Origin of the sequence: Mucilaginibacter sp. P19 (genome assembly GCF_050632265.1) — a bacterium.
Lineage (GTDB): Bacteria > Bacteroidota > Bacteroidia > Sphingobacteriales > Sphingobacteriaceae > Mucilaginibacter > Mucilaginibacter gossypii.
Genome location: NZ_CP192586.1, coordinates 5,738,755 through 5,757,442 on the forward strand (window position 1 = coordinate 5,738,755; position 18,688 = coordinate 5,757,442).

21 protein-coding genes and 1 pseudogene are annotated in these 18,688 nt (G+C 43.0%); 13 read left to right on the plus strand and 9 right to left on the minus strand.

Translation table 11 applies throughout. From position 1 onward, the window contains the following. Window positions 1-134 precede the first annotated feature (134 nt). The 9 genes from ACQ86K_RS28125 to ACQ86K_RS28165 all read left to right on the plus strand — a co-directional run bounded on the left by ACQ86K_RS28125 (window position 135) and on the right by ACQ86K_RS28165 (window position 7,983). Window positions 135-773: a TetR/AcrR family transcriptional regulator gene (locus ACQ86K_RS28125; protein ID WP_091171766.1), complete on the plus strand. Its 639-nt coding sequence runs from the start codon at window positions 135-137 to the stop codon at window positions 771-773. Beyond that, window positions 766-2,127, plus strand: coding sequence for a TolC family protein (locus ACQ86K_RS28130; RefSeq protein WP_091171765.1), 1,362 nt, complete (start codon window positions 766-768; stop codon window positions 2,125-2,127). The genes ACQ86K_RS28125 and ACQ86K_RS28130 overlap by 8 nt, the downstream gene beginning before the upstream one ends. Window positions 2,128-2,141: 14 nt before the next feature. After that, complete coding sequence (locus tag ACQ86K_RS28135) at window positions 2,142-3,185, plus strand: HlyD family secretion protein (RefSeq protein WP_091171763.1); 1,044 nt, start codon at window positions 2,142-2,144, stop codon at window positions 3,183-3,185. A gap of 11 nt (window positions 3,186-3,196) precedes the next feature. Continuing rightward, complete coding sequence (locus tag ACQ86K_RS28140) at window positions 3,197-4,789, plus strand: MFS transporter (RefSeq protein ID WP_431199168.1); 1,593 nt, start codon at window positions 3,197-3,199, stop codon at window positions 4,787-4,789. A 55-nt stretch (window positions 4,790-4,844) separates the two neighbouring features. Continuing rightward, window positions 4,845-5,957, plus strand: a complete 1,113-nt coding sequence (locus ACQ86K_RS28145) for an NAD(P)-dependent alcohol dehydrogenase (RefSeq protein ID WP_091171759.1) — start codon at window positions 4,845-4,847, stop codon at window positions 5,955-5,957. A gap of 175 nt (window positions 5,958-6,132) precedes the next feature. Then, complete coding sequence (locus ACQ86K_RS28150) at window positions 6,133-6,516, plus strand: alpha/beta hydrolase (RefSeq protein WP_431199169.1); 384 nt, start codon at window positions 6,133-6,135, stop codon at window positions 6,514-6,516. A gap of 146 nt (window positions 6,517-6,662) precedes the next feature. Next, entirely contained in the window at window positions 6,663-6,914 is a 252-nt protein-coding gene (locus ACQ86K_RS28155; RefSeq protein ID WP_091171755.1) for a hypothetical protein, read from the plus strand. Between the two features lie 11 nt (window positions 6,915-6,925). Beyond that, the gene (locus tag ACQ86K_RS28160; RefSeq protein WP_091171753.1) at window positions 6,926-7,498 is read left to right on the plus strand and encodes an NADPH-dependent FMN reductase; all 573 of its coding nucleotides are present in this window, start codon (window positions 6,926-6,928) and stop codon (window positions 7,496-7,498) included. Beyond that, entirely contained in the window at window positions 7,486-7,983 is a 498-nt protein-coding gene (locus ACQ86K_RS28165) for a PPC domain-containing DNA-binding protein (protein WP_091171751.1), read from the plus strand. Before ACQ86K_RS28160 ends, ACQ86K_RS28165 begins: the two co-directional genes overlap by 13 nt. A 149-nt stretch (window positions 7,984-8,132) precedes the next feature. On the opposite strand, the gene ACQ86K_RS28170 is transcribed toward ACQ86K_RS28165, so the two are convergent. Genes ACQ86K_RS28170 through ACQ86K_RS28185 form a run of 4 tightly spaced genes read right to left on the minus strand, consistent with a single transcriptional unit; the run spans window position 8,133 to window position 10,872 of the window. Beyond that, entirely contained in the window at window positions 8,133-8,711 is a 579-nt protein-coding gene (locus ACQ86K_RS28170) for a Crp/Fnr family transcriptional regulator (RefSeq protein WP_091171749.1), read from the minus strand. 21 nt (window positions 8,712-8,732) lie between these two features. Next, window positions 8,733-9,413, minus strand: a complete 681-nt coding sequence (locus ACQ86K_RS28175) for an alpha/beta hydrolase (RefSeq protein ID WP_091171748.1) — start codon at window positions 9,411-9,413, stop codon at window positions 8,733-8,735. 21 nt (window positions 9,414-9,434) lie between these two features. Beyond that, window positions 9,435-10,259 carry a 4,5-DOPA dioxygenase extradiol gene (gene ygiD / locus ACQ86K_RS28180; RefSeq protein WP_091171746.1) on the minus strand — a complete coding sequence of 275 codons (825 nt, stop codon included), beginning with the start codon at window positions 10,257-10,259 and terminating at the stop codon, window positions 9,435-9,437. A gap of 49 nt (window positions 10,260-10,308) precedes the next feature. Then, complete coding sequence (locus ACQ86K_RS28185) at window positions 10,309-10,872, minus strand: ester cyclase (protein WP_091171743.1); 564 nt, start codon at window positions 10,870-10,872, stop codon at window positions 10,309-10,311. Between the two features lie 531 nt (window positions 10,873-11,403). On the opposite strand from ACQ86K_RS28185, the gene ACQ86K_RS28190 reads away from it, so the two are divergent. The 4 genes from ACQ86K_RS28190 to ACQ86K_RS28205 all read left to right on the plus strand — a co-directional run bounded on the left by ACQ86K_RS28190 (window position 11,404) and on the right by ACQ86K_RS28205 (window position 14,255). Then, on the plus strand, window positions 11,404-11,679 hold the full coding sequence (locus tag ACQ86K_RS28190) for a hypothetical protein (RefSeq protein ID WP_369596634.1): 276 nt from the start codon (window positions 11,404-11,406) through the stop codon (window positions 11,677-11,679). 857 nt (window positions 11,680-12,536) lie between these two features. Next, window positions 12,537-13,220, plus strand: coding sequence for a hypothetical protein (locus tag ACQ86K_RS28195; RefSeq protein WP_431199170.1), 684 nt, complete (start codon window positions 12,537-12,539; stop codon window positions 13,218-13,220). A 293-nt stretch (window positions 13,221-13,513) separates the two neighbouring features. Further along, window positions 13,514-13,687, plus strand: a complete 174-nt coding sequence (locus ACQ86K_RS28200) for an NmrA family NAD(P)-binding protein (protein ID WP_431200951.1) — start codon at window positions 13,514-13,516, stop codon at window positions 13,685-13,687. A 1-nt stretch (window position 13,688) separates the two neighbouring features. Beyond that, window positions 13,689-14,255, plus strand: coding sequence for an NmrA family NAD(P)-binding protein (locus ACQ86K_RS28205; RefSeq protein ID WP_218134480.1), 567 nt, complete (start codon window positions 13,689-13,691; stop codon window positions 14,253-14,255). 148 nt (window positions 14,256-14,403) lie between these two features. Here the strand turns inward: ACQ86K_RS28205 and ACQ86K_RS28210 are convergent, their stop codons facing one another. The 5 genes and pseudogenes from ACQ86K_RS28210 to ACQ86K_RS28230 all read right to left on the minus strand — a co-directional run bounded on the left by ACQ86K_RS28210 (window position 14,404) and on the right by ACQ86K_RS28230 (window position 18,678). After that, window positions 14,404-15,705, minus strand: coding sequence for an HlyD family secretion protein (locus ACQ86K_RS28210; RefSeq protein ID WP_091171737.1), 1,302 nt, complete (start codon window positions 15,703-15,705; stop codon window positions 14,404-14,406). Between the two features lie 54 nt (window positions 15,706-15,759). Then, window positions 15,760-15,957, minus strand: a complete 198-nt coding sequence (locus tag ACQ86K_RS28215) for a hypothetical protein (RefSeq protein ID WP_431199171.1) — start codon at window positions 15,955-15,957, stop codon at window positions 15,760-15,762. Window positions 15,958-15,973: 16 nt separating this feature from the next. After that, a complete protein-coding gene (locus ACQ86K_RS28220) occupies window positions 15,974-16,672 on the minus strand; it encodes an ATP-binding cassette domain-containing protein (protein WP_431200952.1) in 699 nt (232 codons plus the stop codon). Between the two features lie 18 nt (window positions 16,673-16,690). Next, window positions 16,691-17,930, minus strand: a pseudogene (locus ACQ86K_RS28225) (cysteine peptidase family C39 domain-containing protein); the annotation flags it as partial. A 1-nt stretch (window position 17,931) separates the two neighbouring features. After that, window positions 17,932-18,678 carry a TlpA family protein disulfide reductase gene (locus tag ACQ86K_RS28230; protein WP_431199172.1) on the minus strand — a complete coding sequence of 249 codons (747 nt, stop codon included), beginning with the start codon at window positions 18,676-18,678 and terminating at the stop codon, window positions 17,932-17,934. Window positions 18,679-18,688: the final 10 nt, after the last annotated feature.

An 18,688-nucleotide genomic window follows, 5' to 3' on the forward strand; every position in this document is an offset into this window, starting at 1 on the left:
CAATTTAAAAAGTCACCATTATACGGATAAACTTATTCCAATAAGCCATTTCGACAAATATTGAGGTTGTTTTGGCAATCTTATAGCCTGTTTTAAGCGGAAATTTGTCCTATCAATAAATCATTGAACAGGACATGACCCAGCAAACAGACCATTCATCCCAAGTTAGCAAGCAACTCTTATTAGAAGGCGCTGAAGAGCTATTTGCAAGATATGGCTTTGACGGAACTTCCATCAGGCTGATTGCAAAGAAACTGGATATTAATTCCGGCATGATCAGTTACTACTTCGGATCGAAGGAGGCCCTGTATCTTGAAATATTTAAGAACAGGCTAATTCAAATTACGGCAGAGATCAGCGAGTTTGATCGGTTTGAATTGGATGCCGAAGAAAAATTAAGAGGTTATTTGCTCATCTACATCAAAAGGATCTCTTCAAACGAAAATTTTCATCGCCTGCTGTATAATCAACTGGCTACACATCGTCATCCGGCCGTTATTGCCATGGTAACGGAAGCCCGCGTCCATATCTACCAGTTCCTGCTCAAAATTATCAGTAGTGGCATTCAAACAGGCCAATTTAAAAGTATAGATGCGGAAATCTTTGCGCTCAACATCCTTTCATTCATCCCTCCTGTCTATACGGGCAACCTGTCTTCATTAATGCATTTGAATGAGCCGGTCAGGAATGACATCACCGGGCGAATGATCGATCACATCCTATTAATGGTCATACCTGAAAAATTTGCTTTAAATAATTCATGCCATGCTTAAGTGCCGCTATTACTCTAAAAATACTTTTCTGACCGCTGTTTTCGTGGTGTTCATTATATTGACAGCACACACACAGCAACTATTTGCACAGGTAACCGGGGGGTCGGGTTTCAACTTGTCGTTGTCCGAAGCGGTTCAGTTTGCGAAAAGTCAGAATAAAAATGTACAGGCGGCCCGGATCGAAGAAAGTGCGACTGGCGAAGACAGAAAGGACGCTTACCGTGCGGCGCTGCCAACAGTTAATGTGAGCGGTTCTTACCAGCGTTTCTCTGATCTTACCTTATTTACCGAAGGTCTCAGTCATTCCACAACCGGTCCGCGAAAACCGACGCCAAATGCTGCTGCATTGGGGGTAGATGCCTTATTTAATATTTATAGTGGCGGACGTCAGCGCGCTTTCCAAAAAGAACAGTCTTCGCGGCTGGATCTGGCTAAACTGAATGCCGATGACCAGTCCGGAAATATCGCGCTGCAAACTGCAGGTCAATACCTTGATCTGGTCCGGCTGGCTGACCTGAGGAAATATATCCAGGATCAGTTAAAAAGGGCACAAACACGACTAAAGAATATCAATACACTTTACAAAAATCAAAAGGTTACAAAAAGCGATGTATTACGGGCCGAGGTTATGCTTTCCAACGTTGAACTTTCCCTCCAACAAACCGAAAATAATATCAGCATCGCCAATCAACGGCTGGACGTAATGATGAATGTGCCGGACAGCGTTCGTTTAAATCCCACCGATTCTGCCGCCATGCCGAAGCCCAGACCTGAATCTTTGCTGCAATTGATCGAACGGGCCGGTATATCTTCTTTCAGTGTACGTAAGGCGGCCGAGAATGTGGAAATACAGCGTGCAAGGGTTAGCGGCATTCAGAGTGCCAATATGCCATCTCTGGCTTTCTACACCGCTTATGGCTTGAATTACCCAAATTACTTGTTTTTTCCTTCTGTCAATCAGGCGTATGCAGTGGGTTTTGTCGGGCTTAAAGCACAATATAGTATTTCCTCACTTTACCACAATAAGAGCAAAATCGCTGCTGGCAAACTAAGGGTTAGAGAACTGGAGCTGCAGCAGCAGGCAACCGCGGATAATATTACCACCGATGTCAAATCGTACTACATCAAATATATAGAGGCGCTCAACCGCATTTCGGTCAATCAGCGTTCTGTGGAACAATCACAGGTCAATTACCGCATCGTTACCGCTAAATATTTCAATCAACTTGCTTTGCTCACAGATCTCCTCGATGCCGATAACCTGCTTCAGGAATCAAGGTTCAATCTTATCAAGGCCCAAACAGACGCACTCACCATTTACTATCACCTTTTATATACCAGCGGCAATTTGTAATTAACGCCTTTGACATGAAAAAAGAAAATCAAAAGATCCATCCGGGAAATATCGTTATCACGATCATTGCCATCTTCGTCGTTCTCACCGGCATATTTTATTTCGTTCAATATCGGGGGTTTAGCCAGCATTACGAAGAAACCAACGATGCCCAAGTAGATTCTTACATCAACCCTGTATCCGCTCGGGCAGGTGGCTACATAGAACATGTTAAGTTCGAGGAGCATCAACTGGTTAAGCGGGGCGACACCCTGGTCATTCTGGATGACCGGGAATACAAAGCGCAACTGGATGCAGCTGAGGCCGCAATGGAAGATGCACAAGCGCAGCTTACGGTTTTATCAGCCGGCATTCATTCATCTGAATTGAGCACTGACGTCAATAAGGACCAGATCAAAGGCGCTCAGGCCAGGTACGTGCAGCAAAAGCAGGATATCAGGCGATATAAAAACCTGGTCAAAGAAGAAGCTGCTACGGGTTCTGACCTGGAACAGGTTCAGGCTCGTTACGACGTTGCGGCCAGTGATTACAGCGCTGCACAAAACAGCTTGAGGACAAATCAGGCACGGGTGGCCGAATTAAAAACACATTTTGCTCTGGTTAAAGCGGACATCAAACGCAAACAGGCTGCGCTGGATCTGGCAAGGTTAAATTTATCCTACACGATCATCAGGGCTCCTTACTCAGGAAGGTTGGGCCGGAAAAATATTTTGGAAGGCCAGCAGATCCAACCCGGACAACCCCTAGTCAGCATTATCAACGAAGATCACAAATGGATTACCGCAAATTATAAGGAAACGCAGGTCGAGGGCATGTATGTCGGTCAGCCGGTCGACATCAGGGTTGACGCCATAGGCGGCAAAGTATTTAAAGGAAGGATCGAGGCGATAGCCGGTTCGACAGGCTCCCGGTTCTCCCTTTTACCGGCTGATAATTCGACCGGGAATTTTGTTAAGATCATTCAACGGGTGCCTGTAAAGATTGTCTTTGATATTAAGGACACCAATCAGTTTATATCAGGAATGAATGTGACCGTATCAGTTAAAAAGAAAGCGTGATGAGGAAGCCCATGTATTTCAAGGATTGGATCAATGACTGGCAATGGGGCGTTCGGATCGCCTTATTCCTCATTTTGCTGGTTTCGCTCATGCAGTTCGGGATGTTTTCGCTTACCCAGAATTATATGGTCGCTTACCTGGGTGCACAGCCTGAAGATATTTCATTTGCGCTCCTATTGTGCTACGCGGGTATCATCTCGATACTGCCGGTTCAATTTCGGTTCTTGAAGTATTTTGAAACAAGGAGCTATTTGATCACTAATATCTTGCTGGCCATCCTGCTGAACTGCTTATGTTTGAATTGTCAGGACATCCATATCTTTTTTATCATTCGGTTTTTGCAGGGTATTTTAGTTGGTAATACAGCTGCTTGTGCCCTCATTCTGATTTTTACCCGTTTGGAAAGCGAACGCGCACAGGCCGTAGGGTCGGCGGTGTTTTACGGCACTATCCTCGCTAATACTGTATTGATAGGATTAGTTGCGGCCGCAGTAGTGATCTCAGCCGATTGGAAAGTTAGTTATTATTACTTGATTGGTTTTCAGATCCTCACACTCCTGATCTGTCTATTCGCCCTACGCGCTACGTCAGGGCATAAACCCTATCCCTTATACCAGATTGATTGGGCCGGATTTACGATATTCTCCTGCACAGCCGTAGCTTTTGTCTATACCATCGTTTACGGTTCAAAATATTATTGGTTCGCAGACCCGCGAATAGGGCTGAGCACCTTGATTGCTGTGTGCGGTGCAGTACTATTTTTCTACCGCCAGGCAATTATTAAAAGGCCGTTGATTCATATAAAAGCCTTTAAATACCCCAATTTTTTGATTGGACTATGCCTGCTGGCCATTTACTACGGGAGTAAAGACAGTATTAATCTGGTTTATAATTATGCCGGAGGTATCCTGAAATGGAGCGCCTTACAAGTGATCACTTTAGGGTTGTGTAATGTAGGCGCGATAGTAATTTCACTGATCGTCTCCACACAACTCACTTTGGCCAAACGCCATTCTACCAAGGGCTTTCTGGTGATTGGCTTTCTGCTGATGGTTGGATACAATCTTTGGATGTGTTTTATAATGACCCCTGACCTGTCCTTTACAGACCTGCTGTTTCCGGTTACGCTACAAGGAGCCGCTTCCGGATTTTTGTTTGTACCCATTATCATTTTCACGGTATCTTCTTTACCTGCGGAAACAGGTACGACCGGGCTGGTGGTCGCCGCTTACGCCCGCTTTACAGCATCCTCTAATTCAGTTGCTGGCTATTATAATCTGCAGTTATATTTCAACCAGCACTTTAAGGAAGGCTTTATTGGCTACCTGACCGCTGATAATGTAATTACCGCGGACCGAATCAAAGATTACAAAGCGTTATATATAGCTAAAGGATTTTCAGCAGATCAGGCTTCGGCGCTGGCTAATGGCGCGCTCGGTCAGAGCCTTGCCCAGCAAACGCAGTTGCTCACTAATCGGGCTGTATTCCTAACCATTGCCTTACTGCTTTTTGGTGTGGCGATGCTCATCCTAATGATACCGGCCATTAATAAAACTTTCTTACACTGGAATCGGCGCATGGTGGTGCCATCTGGTAATCTATAGCACATTTAGATATTTACAGGAAATCAATTAATCACATTATTTAAATTTAATCATTATGAAAATCACAGCAGCTGTCGTTAAAGCACAAGGCAGCAATTTTGAACTAACTAAAGTAATTTTAGACCAGCCAAAGTCCGACGAAGTATTGGTCAGAATTATAGCGACCGGCATTTGCCATACCGATATGGTCGCGCGAGATTTTGTAATGGGTTCACCCAACTTTCCTGTGATCCTGGGCCACGAAGGCTCAGGCGTTATTGAAAGTATTGGCGATGATGTGCATCACCTAAATGTGGGTGACCACGTGGTACTTACTTACGGTTATTGCGGGGAATGCGAGATCTGTCGCTCGGGCACCCCGGCATACTGTTATGAATTCTTTCCCCGGAACTTCTCAGGTGCCCGTATAGACGGAACGCATAACCACCATTACCCTGATGGCAAAGTGATCAATGATAACTTCTTTTCACAATCATCCTTTGCTACCTATGCAATTGCCCATAAGAATAATGTGATCGCAGTACCTAAAGACGCGCCGCTGGAAATTTTAGGTCCTTTAGGCTGTGGTATACAAACCGGTGCAGGGGCTGTGATCAATTCCTTGAAGGTAAAGATCGGTAGTTCTATCGTCATTACCGGTACCGGTGCAGTAGGTTTAGCTGCTTTAATGGCAGCAAAGGCTTCTTCAGCCACCGTAATTATTGCGGTTGACATCAACGAAGAACGTTTGAACTTTTCCAGGGAACTGGGTGCAACGCATACCATCAACAGTTTGACCGAAGATGTGCAAAAACGCATTCGGGAGATCCTGCCTAACGGTGTACAATATGGAATTGATACAACCGGAAGAAACGAAGTGATCAATAATGTGTTGTCGAGCCTGGCTCCTGTTGGCGAGATGGTTTGCATCGGTGTTGCGCGTAAGCCATTAGAGTTAGAAACCAATATCTTTCTGACGAAAGGTTATAAAATCAGATGGATCAACCAGGGAGACAGTGTTCCGCAGGAATTCATTCCAAAACTGATCCACATGTATCAGCTTGGCCAGTTTCCTTTTGACAAACTCATCAAGAAATACGCTTTCCAGGATATTAATGAGGCAGTTGAGGATTCGGAAAAAGGCAGAACGATTAAATCTGTCCTGATCATCGGCAATCAAGAGTACTAATTGAACAAGCTAAGAATATATACTTTTTGGTTGGATATATTCTTAGCTTGATAAAAAGTAAACGATAAATGAAAGTGTTAAGAATTATAATGGTGTTGTCAATGATGAATACCGTAAAAGGATACGCCCAGGAAGTAATTAAACTTTATAATGGGAAAGCTCCCGGTTCCGAGCAATGGAAGTGGGAGGAAAAACCTTAACGGATCCTTCAACCGGGAATCGCACCGTTATCAACGTGAGTGATCCAACGTTAACGGTTTATCGTCCGAATCCGGCGCATAATAACGGGAGTGCGGTCATCATTTGCCCAGGCGGCGCGTTCCATGTGCTGGATATGGATAATGAAGGATACCGGGTTGCAAAAATTTTAGCAGAAAAAGGCTTTACCGCCTTTGTGCTTAAGTATAGGATATTACAGCTGGATCCCAAGGATCCATTTGCCGGAATGGAAGAAAAGATGAAAGATTTCAAAAAGTTTGTATCGGTCATGGATGCGGATGTGCCACTTGCTATCGGTGACGGCAAGGCGGCTATGGCATTTGTTAAAGATCATGCATAGAATTATAACATTGATCCGTCTAAAGTCGGCATCATTGGGTTCTCGGCCGGTGGAACAGTTGCCGCAGGGTTGCCTACTCGAAAAATGAAAATGACCATGCGGCCTTCGTCGCTACGCTTTATCCTTATCTCCATCCTTTCACCGGCATGGAAGCGCCCTCCGGCGCGGCACCATTATTTATTGCGGTGGCCCAAGACGATACGTTCAAACTTGACCAGGACTGCCTTTTGTTCTATAAAGATTGGAAAAACAAATCAAACAGTGCTGAACTTCATATTTATGCCAAAGGCAGTCATGGATTCGGTACAAAAATACAACACCTTCCGGTAGACTACTGGATGGACCGGTTTTCCGACTGGCTCGGTTTTCTTGGTTATCAGATCAATTCATCAAATTAACATTATAACAAATGAAAAATGTAATCGGCATTCTCGCAGGCAGCCTGCGTAGAGAGTCTTACTCTAAAAAATTAGCGAATGCTTTATTGAGCATGGCGCCTGACGAACTAGAGTTTCGAATCATATCACTGGCTGATATTCCCATCTATAATCAGGATTTTGACGATCATCCTGGGGTTCCCAAAGCTGTAACGGCTTTTAGAAAAGAAATGGAACAGGTGGATGGGATTATTTTTATTACGCCCGAATATAACCGGTCAGTGCCTGCCGTCTTAAAAAATGCTTTGGATGTAGGCTCAAGACCTTATGGCAAAAGTGTATGGAACGCCAAGCCTGCAGCCGTTTTTAGCAACTCGCCCAGCAACCTATCTGCTTTTGGGGCTAATCACCATTTAAGGCAAAGCCTGGTATTTTTGAATGTTCCAACCATGCAACAGCCCGAGGTTTATTTGCCGAAAGTAAACGAGCTGTTTGATGAAAGTGGTAATTTAAAAGAAGGAAGCACCAAAGACTTTTTGCAGAAGGCAGTAAATGCGTACGTGGAATGGTTTAACAAAAAAATATTTAAAAGATGGAAAAATTAGAATATAGATCGGCAGCTTCACATGCCGAAGCGGGAAACGCTCCAGCTATGAAAGTAAAATTGTTAAGCGCTGCGGCAAATGCTACAACTTATATAATCAGTTTTTTTAAGGGCGACGAAGTGGTATCCGGTTTAGCAGGGTTCGCTTTGGAATATGGCGTAAAAAGCGCCCACTTTCAAGGTATCGGTAGTGCATTCAGCGTTGAACTGGGTTGGTTCGACTTTGATCGCCTTGAATATGAAGTAATTAAGGTTGGCATTGCAGAAGTAACATCCTTAAACGGAAACATTACTTGGTATCAGGACAAACCGGTAGTACATGCACATGCCACAGCTTCAGAACGAGGTGGTTTGGTAAAAGGAGGGCATTTATTGACTATGAATGTCGGGCCAACTGTAGAAGTGATAGTAACGGTTGAACCAACATTACTGAACAAAAAACTGAATCCGGAATTTAACGCAACGATGATTGATTATGATCTGTAATACGAGAGATCAGATGACACGATTGTATTACATGGACAAACCCATACCCACAAAGTGGATATGGGCTTTAAGATGTGTATGTAGCCGATTTTCTTTTGGTAATTAAAAATGTACCAGTTAAGTTATTGAGGTTGTTGCCTGGTAGGGCATTATTGAAAAAGTTGTTTTCTGATCCGGCTTAAGCTTTCCGGTGTTATCCCCAAAAAGGACGCGATATAAATAAGGGGTATCCTTGCAGCGATTTGCGGAAAATCCTGCAGAAGCTGCCGATAACGGTCTTCTGCATTGGAACTCACGGTCAGATTTAGTCTCTGCTGCAGGCTCACATAAGCCCGTTGAAACAATTGGCGAAAATACCGTTCCAGGGCAGGGATCTGCTCGTAGAGTAGTTCGAGTTCGTGATGTGGCAATAACCAGACTTCGCTATCTTCAATTGCTTCTATGTTAATATTACCCGCCGCCTTTGTGACAAAACTATAAAGATCCGCTATCCAGTGTTCCTCTATAGCCAATTGGATCACATGTTCCACACCGTCCTTGTCAACAGTAAAAGAACGCAGTGCTCCTTTTTCAACAAAATAAATATACCGGCTTTTATCCCCTTCGGATAAGAGTGTCCTTCTCTTCTTAACGAATTTCTTGCTGAGGACCTGTTCTATCAGTCCAAAATCAGCTTCCGTGATCCTGGCGTATTTATTGAAATTATGAAACAATTGAACAGATAACATTTTCGGAATAATTTCCGAAAGTTAGTGAGATTTAGCCAGTATCCAATTACTAACGTCTTCCAGTTCCTGGTTACCAACCGTATGCGGCATCGCATACTCATGATAAGTAATATGATCAGACAATGGGCGCAGGTAAGATAGCGCGTCATGGGCATATTGGATAGGCAAAACCTGGTCGTTTGTTCCGTGTGCAATAAATATCTGCAAACTTTCTAATTCTTCTTTTGATCGGATCAATGGCTTTACCTCGGGCAACAGCCTGCTGCTTAAAATGAATATGCCGTTTACCTTCTTAGGGAAGGTGAGGCCGACACTGTAAGACATGATGCCGCCCTGGCTAAAACCACCCAGGAATACTTTATCAGCGTCAAGTTCATATTTGTCAATTAGCTGGCTGATAAAGGTGTTAATTACCAGGCGGCTTTTTTCTGCCTGCTCAGGGTTAATTACCCGCTCTCCATTGCTAAAACCTAACTCAAACCAAGTGTATTTGCCGGGCGAAACCGTGTAAGGCGCTCTGGCCGAAACAATAACAAAACCAGCCGGAAATTCACCAGCCAACCTAAAAAGATCATCTTCATTACTGCCAATGCCATGCAGCAACAGGATCAAACCCGGTTTTTTTGCTGATTTTACCGGTTGATGTGCTTTATAAATGAGCATGAGCTCTTCACCCTTAAGAGCGTTTGTTTTATTTTCCATTGTGTTTTTCTTTAATAATTGTTATCCGGCCTGAAAACAGCGCATACTTAAACTGCCAAACTGGTAGCCTTCATAAATCGGTTTGATCTCATCCTTCTTGCCGATCAATCCCAACGCATACATGAGCGGCAGGTAGTGGTCATTCGTCGGAACAGAGAGCCTTGCTGCAGTTCCGGCTTTTTCGTAATTGATCAGCGCTTCGAAATTCCTGTTTTCTAACTGATTTTTAACAAACTGGTCAAATTCTACATTCCAGTCGTACGGTTTGGCGTTAATCTCGCGCCAGTCGATCATCCGCAGGTTGTGGACAATATTGCCGCTGCAGAGGATCAGTACGCCTTTGCGGCGCAGTTCTTTTAACTGTTCTCCCAATTGATAATGAAATGCCGCTGGCTTGGAATAGTCCATGCTCATTTCAAAAACCGGCACATCGGCATCCGGCCAGATAAATTTCAACACCGTCCAGGCGCCATGATCGAGGCCCATTTCGTGATCTTCTATTACATCGGTAATGGAAACCATCGATTTCAATTCACGCGCCAGTTCTGGATGTCCCTTTGGTTCATATCTTACCTCAAACAATTCTTTGGCAAATCCGCCAAAGTCATGGATCGTACGAGGCATTGGGTTCACACTAACATAGGTGCCTATGGTTTCCCAATGCGCCGATATGACCAATACTGCGCTCGGTTTATCGATTGTCCTGCCTAATTTGGTCAACGTTTGGGTAAAATCATTATCCCATAATGCATTCATGGGGTGGCCGTGGCCAATAAACAGCATCGGCATCGTTTTCTCCCTTAGCGGGAAAGTTCCGGCGATATTCGCCAATTCCTGCAGTTTCATTGTATTCTTTTAAGCAGGCATACCTGATGTATGCCTGCAATTGTTAATATTATTTACCTAAACCGATTTGGTCCATAAAGGTCTTGTTATCCCAAAACAAGTGTTCTTCAATCATAACACCATCTTTCCAGATTCCAATAGTAGCCATTGGGAAATCGAATTTTTTGCCGGTTGGCTGGATAAATTTACCATTGCCAATTGGCATTGGCTTAGTAAATGTGCCCTGGAATACACCTGTAACAGCTGTAAAGTTACCAGATCCGAAACGGATGGGATGCTGTTTGATACGGGTATCAGGCGCATAAACAAATAAGGCTTTCATGTCTTCGATATGTTTGGCCAAACCCGTAGTGATGTGCCCATCGGGCCAGAATACTTTGATGTATTTACCGTGGCTTTCATGAAAGCGGGCCCATTGTTGGCCGCTGAATACTGTATAGTCTAAGGTGTCAAAAGTTTTCAGGTGTTTCTGTACCAGGGCATCGGCTGCTGTCAATTGTTTTAATTGAGCCTGCATTTTAGCAACCTCTTGTTTGGTTTGTGCTTTTGTAGATAAGGTACTGGTGCCGATAAAGGCCAAAAGCGCGATGGCTATTTTTGTGAAATTTTTCATTTTATAAGTATTTAATTACAATACAAAGTTGCGGTATCGTAATTGGGAAACACTTGACGTGTGGTAAGAAATTATCTTAATCTATGTTAAGAATATCTGCCTATCGATGTCCGGAGTGTTTGATGGAATTAAGATTAAAAGTCCATTGCCATTATTACTGATTTGCTGCTAACATTGAAAAATAACTCCTATTATTGCCAAGTTATCCACACCTTAGGGTAACAGGACAGTATTAAAAATGGCCTAAATTTAGGTCAAAAAGTTTGCTTTTAATTTGGTACTAAAATTTCATAACTTACTGATAATCAACATCTGATTACTTTTTGTATCGGTACATACTTTGTATTCTTAATACAGGCAATATATTCTTCAATATTGATTATCCTGGGCCCTTTTTCGGTCGCAGTAAGTATTTTACCGGCATTTAGAGATAGTTTTACTACTTGGATAGCCCGGTTCGTTTCCGTTAATTTATATAGTGCAATCGCTTATCTTATAATGTGGCTATGTGCTTATATACAGCAATACGCCATGACTGCCGAAATTAGCAGATATCAGCTTGTTTTGCACGGTAGCGGTACGGCTAACAAGATGGCTGAATTAGCCGTATTTGCAGGCAATGGTATTCTTTCCTTTGGTACAGTAATTATTACTTTTCTTATAGGTGCAATATGTATGTTCACAGTTCCGAGCATCTCTACTTGGATTATCTCAACCTCTGGCATCAGCTCTGCTGTTTCTACAGCTGGCAGAACTTCTGGTATGATAACAGGATTGGCAAAGACAGCCACTGGACAATTCTTATGAATCTTATTACACTATTCCCGAAAAGTCGTTTGCCAGTTAGGCAAACGACTTTTTATTTTCACGGTTCTTAAAAACTGTAGAGGTTCGATTCCTTTCTTCGCTGAGCCAATACATGTTTTCGAAGCAAAATTTAGCCCGTAAAGGACAAATACCGAAAAGCTTTTTTGGATGATTTGAAACGACTCTCCAGCTAAGAAAAAGGTCAACGACATTAATGTCGTCGACCTTTGAACTTTTTATATACAACTGCTCTTGCTTACTAACATTGGGCTTGAACCGAGTTTCCCGGACTACTTTTCTTTTCAAAGAAAAGTAGCAAAAGAAACCTAAGCCTATATAGCTTTCTTTAAGTTAATAATGGGTATTATTGAGATAACGATTGAGGTGGCGGGTTAGGGTACGTAATTAAAAATTTATGGTAATGAAAGGCTCGGCGACAACAAGTATTGATTCTGAAGGGAAAAACTAAAATTCACGGTAGAAGACCGACTTAGGCATTACGATTCCGAAATTCCTGATGATAATCAACACCATTATATACAATTTTCCGAGAATTCTCGTCCGGGAGCTGTTACTGAAGCCGCCTTTATGATTATAGAACATTTTTTCAAGGATTATCAACCCAGAAATAAGTGGAGAAAAGAACAACGACTTTTTACAGTTTCTCAGGTAGATGATAAAAACGCATTACACATTTCGGGACAATTCAATTATCTCAAAGTAGCGGCGTCGATACGCGAACATGGTGATTTTGACCCTTATCGTTTCGGTTTGCTTGCCATGGAGTGCCAATGGATGGATTTTACATTGGATATGTCTTTTAACGTGCAATTTCGTGGTGCAAAAAAGAGGACCGCGTGCTTCAGATTGTGGATGGCACACCGCAGCAATTTTATGGGCCAAATTATCCGATCAAGCCAAGGCTAGATAGAGAAGGTCGTTCGTTTAGTACGATGCTGCCAATCATGTTGAAAAGGATCATTCGCACCCGAAAAAGTTTGATCAACAACTCCAATCTATCATTGACGCCTGATTACTTTCTCGACTTTAGAGCGCTCGTCAGCGATGTAATTTCTGCTGTTGAAATCACGTTAAACCAAGTCTATATTAAAGCGGAGTATGATCCTTTACCCGGTTGGAAATTTGACCCAGGGCGTTTAGGAGTGCGCCACGGCCGTCGGTTCCAGGATAAGCTAAAATGGATTTATCAGATTTCAGGAAATACATTAAGTGCAGAATTGTATCTACCAGCCTGTAACAGGTTGCGCAGTTTACGTAATCATCTAATGCATTTCGATCCGCCTTCTCTCACTGTTACTCTCGAGGAATTGACTGGCTGGTTTACTGATATGATTGACATCGGATACTTGATTATTGCCATTAGACGGGCTATGAAGTTGCAATTGTCCTACGATTTAGTTAACTATATTTTACAGCGGGAAGCTGTATTTATACCGGAGTATGATTTTAATGGCCGAACTCCGTTGCCAGAAGACGGCTCGACAGGGTATCGTTCCAGTATATGGCCAATAGTTAAGTGAACAAAAACTATTACAAGAATTTTAAAATTTTATCGCCTTAAATTAAAACTTTGCCTTGCGTGCTTCAAAAGGCACTGTTATCATCCGTTCACTAAGTTCGTTAACTTCATGTATAACAAAAAATTGAGGAGGTTACTCAAAATCGTAGGTTAACGTCAGATCGATGAATTGTTCGGTTTTAATGAACTTATCGTATTTTTTCTTCAATTCTTTGTACTCTTTATCTTCTTCGTTGATTTGACCGCGCTGGATTGTATAATGTCTTAAAAAGTGCTTAATACAAGAAAGAATTTATTGAAGCATTTCGTGGTTCAGAAGGTGTGTTTCTGATGACACCGGGCATTATTCCACTGGCCACTCATGAGTTAGCGTTAGGCAAGCAATTAGCCGATGCTGCCGTTGAAGCCGGGGTACCGCATATTATCTTCAGCAGCCTTGAAAATGTAGATAAGATTACAAGGTGGTAAAATGTTTGCTCCGCACTTTACAGATAAAGCCAGGATCGAAGAATATATTCGTACGTTACCGGTTAAAAGCTCATTTATTTATATGGCTTTCTTTTACACCAACCTCATTGAATTTTATACACCCGTTATTAAAAACGATACGCTGGTATTCCCGATTTACTCACCCAAAGATTTTCGGGCCCCTTTTGTTGATCCCCTCACGGCTACAGGCCCTGCGATCCTAGAGATTTTTTCTCACCCTGATCTATATGCAAGAAAATCATTACCTGTTGTCGGCGAAATGATCACACCCGGGGAGATGGTAGATACCTTTACAAGGGTAACGGGCAAAAAGGCTATATATGAAACTGCTTTTACACGGGAGGGGCTGCTACAGCATTTCCCGGAGTTCAGTTCAAATGAAGGGCTTGTACGGGAGATTTTAGGGATGGTAGCCTATGCCGTCGAATATGGATATTTCCAAAAAGACCGGGACCTGACCTGGAGCAGGCAAATTAACCCGGACGCGCTCAATTGGGAACAGTTCCTGCGCACAACACAATGGCAGGGTCAAAGGCTGTCCTTCTGATCTGCCTACCCCTTTTACCTGGCTGATATTGGCAGGTCTTTTAATAGGGAATAAAAGTCCTGCTTTTTATCTATGCGGAAAGATTAAGCTTATCTTTTTCTTAAAGCGTTGCTGCATTATGCCATGCCCCAATCGATCAATTTTATCACTATTTACTATTCATTACTTTAAAAACATTCCAGATGATCCTTTGCAGGATCGTTGCGTCCTGTGTAATGACCTCCGCATCCGCAACCATCCCCTGCTTAAGATGGACTGTTTTTTTCATATCCGAGCCATTTTTAATTTTGAAATCTACCCTTGAAACAAACACGCTGTCTTTAAAAGGAACATCTGCAATGTAGCTTATCTTTCCCCGGATCATCCCGTATTCCTCAAAGTGATAGCTTTTAAGCTTGATCAATACTTCCTGCCCCTCCCTGACCTTACCCATGTTATCCTGGGGAATGGCCATTTGACCAAAGAAGGCTTCATTCCCTGGATTAATATTAAAAATTTCCTGCCCTGTATTAACTACTTGATTTTCCTGTACAATTCCGGCATAGGAGAGCCTCCCGGCCTGTGATGCGGTTAGAATGTATTTACTTTTCCAGTCTTCAGCCTGACTAATTAAACTATTGAGCGCCTGTAAAAATTTAGCCTTTTCTTCCCTGATCTGGTTATCCAGCTCAAGGATCTCTTTTTGTTTAGCTGAATAATTGGTGTTAGCAGCGATCAGGGACGATCCGGTTTGCACCAGCGGCGATTTCTGGGCCAGGTATTTGCTTTCCTGTTGCCTTAGTTCTGCAGGGGTTTCTACTCTTTCCTGCGCCAGTTTTTTATGCATTTGGTAATCATCATCCGCAATTACCAAATTGCGTTGCTGAATTTGTTTTTGCTGATTTAATTGTTGTATTTGTCCGGCCAGGTTTGATAAATCATTTCGCAGGAAAGCTTTCTTTTTTAAATAAAATCCATCATTAATAGCGGATTTATAATTTAAATATTCCTGGTAAAAAACCTGGTACGAAGACTGTAATTCACCTAACCGGATATTATCAGACTGTGAAAAAAGTACCTGGTTGACAGGCTCTCCCTGGAGCACCTGGCTTTGCAGTTCTTTTAAATTTAATGCCAGGCTCCATATTTTGTCATGATCAGCTGTACTTTCAATGTATGCCAAAGCTTGTCCGCTTACAACAGCCGTGTTTTCTTTAACCAACAACTTTATCAGTTTGCCGGATATTTTAGCGACAACCGGTTTGGGGGAGTTGGGCGATTCTATTTTAAGCTGTGTTTTGACGATATCCGGGTATTTTATTATAGCCGACAAAGAAATCACCAGGATCAGGACACCGCCAAACAGCATAATGCCCCAGCGCAATATCCATGATGGTACGGTAGTAATAATATCCTGCATGGCATCGGTATGCCTGGCTTGTCCATTGCTATTGCTGTAAGTAGTTGGCATGCTTTTAGCTTTTATTCCGGTAATTAAAGTTTTTTTGTCTGTGTCCCCCTACGGTTATGTTCCCAGTTCCAATTGGTTCCGGACCAATTTATAATAATCGCCTTTCAGGGCAGTTAACTGGTTATGGGTACCTTGTTCAATAATGCGTCCTTTATCCAAAACAATGATGTTATCGGCATTACTTACCGTGCTTAGGCGATGCGCAACGATGACTACCGTGCGCCCTTCAAAAAAACGGGTCAGGTTATCCATGATCACGCGCTCATTGTTAGCATCCAGTGCATTGGTGGCTTCTGTCGAAAAATATATAGTGCGGATCTTTATAAACGGCACGGGCGATCAGCATCCGTTGTCGTTGCCCCTGGCTGATACCATTACCTTCGGCACCTATCATGGTGTTCAGGCCTAAAGGCAGGCCATCTATAAAATCCTGTATGTTGGCCACTTTTACGGCATGCCTTAGTTTAGCTTTATCCGGGTAGTCATCACCAACGGCAATATTGCGTTCTATGGTATCTGAAAAAATAAAACCATCCTGCATGACTACGCCACATTGACCACGCCAGGTCTTAAACGCGATATTACCAATCTGCTGTCCGCCAACCTTGATATCACCTTTTTGAGGTTCGTAGAAGCGCAGGAGCAGTTTTATTATAGTCGTCTTGCCGCTGCCGCTCATACCTACAATGGCTGTAGTTTTACCATGAGGAATAACTAATTCAATATTTTCCAGTACCGGTTCATTCCCGGCACCGGGATAGCTGAATGTAAGATTATTAAGCGTTAAGCTTTTGTTTTCCGGCAAAGTGTGGCTCCATTCTTTACCTACAGGCTCCTCATCGTCCATCTGGTGAATTTCGTTCAAGCGCTCCAGGCTGATCTTGGCATCCTGGAAGCCCTGTATAAATCCCAACAACTGCTCTATAGGGCTGCTGAGCTGGCCTACAATGCTTTGTACAGCAACCATAGCCCCTAAGGTCAGGTTACCGCTGATCACTGCCTGCGCACTTAGAAAAGTGATCAAAATGTTCTTCCCTTCGTTGATGAATGTTGCTCCGCCTTGCTGATATTGGCTGAGTGCAAGGGATTTTACACTGAACTTAAATAACCGGGCCTGGATATGTTCCCATTCCCAGCGCTTCTGTTGTTCACAGTTGTTTAGTTTAATTTCCTGCATACCACCGATCAGTTGCACTATACTGCCCTGATTTTTGGCCGATACCTCGAAGCTCTTATAATTAAGAGCCCTGCGCCGTTTTAAAAATAGGGTTATCCATATTGTATATAACGTACTGCTGACTGCGAAAACGAAAAATATGGTTGCGTTGTAATATGCCAGCACGACCGAAAAAACAAGCAGGTTAAACATGGAGAATAGTGTACTCAAGGTAGAGCCGGTTAAAAACCCCTCTATTTTTTTGGTCGCTCATCCGCTGCATGATGTCACCGGTCATTTTGGTATCGAAATAACCAATGGGCAGTTTCATCAATTTGATCAGAAAATCAGTAAGGATGGAGATATTGACACGGGTACTGATATGCAGTAATATCCATGAGCGGATAAAGTCCACACTGACGCGGCCAATAATCAGCGCAATTTGCGCGAAAAGAACGATGTATATAAAATTAAGATTGCGTGTATTGATGCCGATATCGACAATAGACTGGGTTAGAAATGGAGCGATTAGCTGTAACATACTTCCTATACCGAGCCCAAAAAATAACTGGATGACCAGTTTTCGGTAGGTGATCAGATAACGCAATAGGAACGACCATCGTACTTCGTTACCTTTTTCATTTTCCTGTTCATAAAAATCAGGCGTAGGGGATAATAAAAGCACAATGCCACTCCCGGCATCACTTTGCCAGTTCCTGTTAAAGTCGGCTTCATTAAGCACGACCATACCATCAGCGGGATCGGCCAGGTAATACTTATGCTTCTTTATATTGTACAATACCACAAAATGATTCTGCCGCCAGTGCAGGATACAGGGCAGCTCTGCATCTTTCAGCTGGGCGGCATTGAGTTTAACCCCCATGGAACGGAAGCCGATTTTTTCAGCGGCGTCGCTGATGCCCAATAAAGAAACACCTTCTTTATTGATCTCACAAAGCCGCCTGAGCGTTTGGACGGTAAAATTCCGGCCATAGTGCCTGGCAATCATGCGCAGGCAGGTCGGCCCGCAGTCCATCTGGTCCGGTTGTTTATAAAATTGAAAACGCATATTAGTTTAGGTGTTGTTGGAGCTCCTTTTCAAAAGCATCCTTATCTTGCGGGTACGGCATCGCCAGATTTAGCAGTTGCCCCGACCTGGATAGTAATATATACCTGGGGATCGCATTGATCATTAGCCTTTTAAAAAATACATTTTCGAAGCCACCTGCCGCGTGGAGTTGTAATAGGCCATTACTATTATTACCGAGCAGCCAGTGATCCCATTTTGATTTTAATTGATCGGCTGAAATAGAGATAAATTGTACCCTGTCCTTGTATTTCGTAGCGATCTCCCATAAAAAAGGTTCCTGCTTTCTGCATGGAATACACCATGTTGCCCAGCAATCCACCACAATCAGATCTTTATTTAGAAGCGTCTGAAGTTTAAGGTTTTCGCCTTGCGCGGTTTCAAAATTCAAATTGAGGACTTCGGTGGGGGCTAAGTTTCCGGACTTTAAAATTAAAGTCCTTAATGAGTCCGTGTATCTGTTGACCCCGGCTAAGGAGCTTCCATGGTCGTATTCCCTGTACAGGAGCTCGAAGGTATTTACTGAATTAATTTGAGTAGCAAGCCGCATCAGTGAAGCTAATAAATATCCTTGCGAATAGCCTCTGAGGTTTCTGACAGCGTAGTCGGACCTGTTAAGCAAGTAGGCGCTATCCGGCTTCTCCCTAAATGATCTTGACGGAGGTGTTATTAGGCCCGAATAAACATAACTGAACACCACGCCACGATAAGCGGCTATATTTTCAAACAAATCTTTATTA

Excerpts from the sequence above, each read along its gene's own strand:
- ACQ86K_RS28215 (WP_431199171.1), bottom strand. The coding sequence starts at position 15,957 with ATGGATAACCTGACCCGTTTTTTTGAAGGGCGCACGGTAGTCATCGTT.
- ygiD (WP_091171746.1), bottom strand. The coding sequence starts at position 10,259 with ATGAAACTGCAGGAATTGGCGAATATCGCCGGAACTTTCCCGCTAAGG.
- ACQ86K_RS28155 (WP_091171755.1), top strand. The coding sequence starts at position 6,663 with ATGGAAGCGCCCTCCGGCGCGGCACCATTATTTATTGCGGTGGCCCAA.
- ACQ86K_RS28205 (WP_218134480.1), top strand. The coding sequence starts at position 13,689 with ATGTTTGCTCCGCACTTTACAGATAAAGCCAGGATCGAAGAATATATT.
- ACQ86K_RS28165 (WP_091171751.1), top strand. The coding sequence starts at position 7,486 with ATGGAAAAATTAGAATATAGATCGGCAGCTTCACATGCCGAAGCGGGA.
- ACQ86K_RS28145 (WP_091171759.1), top strand. The coding sequence starts at position 4,845 with ATGAAAATCACAGCAGCTGTCGTTAAAGCACAAGGCAGCAATTTTGAA.
- ACQ86K_RS28125 (WP_091171766.1), top strand. The coding sequence starts at position 135 with ATGACCCAGCAAACAGACCATTCATCCCAAGTTAGCAAGCAACTCTTA.
- ACQ86K_RS28130 (WP_091171765.1), top strand. The coding sequence starts at position 766 with ATGCTTAAGTGCCGCTATTACTCTAAAAATACTTTTCTGACCGCTGTT.
- ACQ86K_RS28210 (WP_091171737.1), bottom strand. The coding sequence starts at position 15,705 with ATGCCAACTACTTACAGCAATAGCAATGGACAAGCCAGGCATACCGAT.
- ACQ86K_RS28135 (WP_091171763.1), top strand. The coding sequence starts at position 2,142 with ATGAAAAAAGAAAATCAAAAGATCCATCCGGGAAATATCGTTATCACG.
- ACQ86K_RS28150 (WP_431199169.1), top strand. The coding sequence starts at position 6,133 with ATGGAAGTGGGAGGAAAAACCTTAACGGATCCTTCAACCGGGAATCGC.
- ACQ86K_RS28140 (WP_431199168.1), top strand. The coding sequence starts at position 3,197 with ATGTATTTCAAGGATTGGATCAATGACTGGCAATGGGGCGTTCGGATC.
- ACQ86K_RS28175 (WP_091171748.1), bottom strand. The coding sequence starts at position 9,413 with ATGGAAAATAAAACAAACGCTCTTAAGGGTGAAGAGCTCATGCTCATT.
- ACQ86K_RS28170 (WP_091171749.1), bottom strand. The coding sequence starts at position 8,711 with ATGTTATCTGTTCAATTGTTTCATAATTTCAATAAATACGCCAGGATC.
- ACQ86K_RS28185 (WP_091171743.1), bottom strand. The coding sequence starts at position 10,872 with ATGAAAAATTTCACAAAAATAGCCATCGCGCTTTTGGCCTTTATCGGC.
- ACQ86K_RS28160 (WP_091171753.1), top strand. The coding sequence starts at position 6,926 with ATGAAAAATGTAATCGGCATTCTCGCAGGCAGCCTGCGTAGAGAGTCT.
- ACQ86K_RS28190 (WP_369596634.1), top strand. The coding sequence starts at position 11,404 with ATGACTGCCGAAATTAGCAGATATCAGCTTGTTTTGCACGGTAGCGGT.
- ACQ86K_RS28220 (WP_431200952.1), bottom strand. The coding sequence starts at position 16,672 with ATGGTTGCTGTACAAAGCATTGTAGGCCAGCTCAGCAGCCCTATAGAG.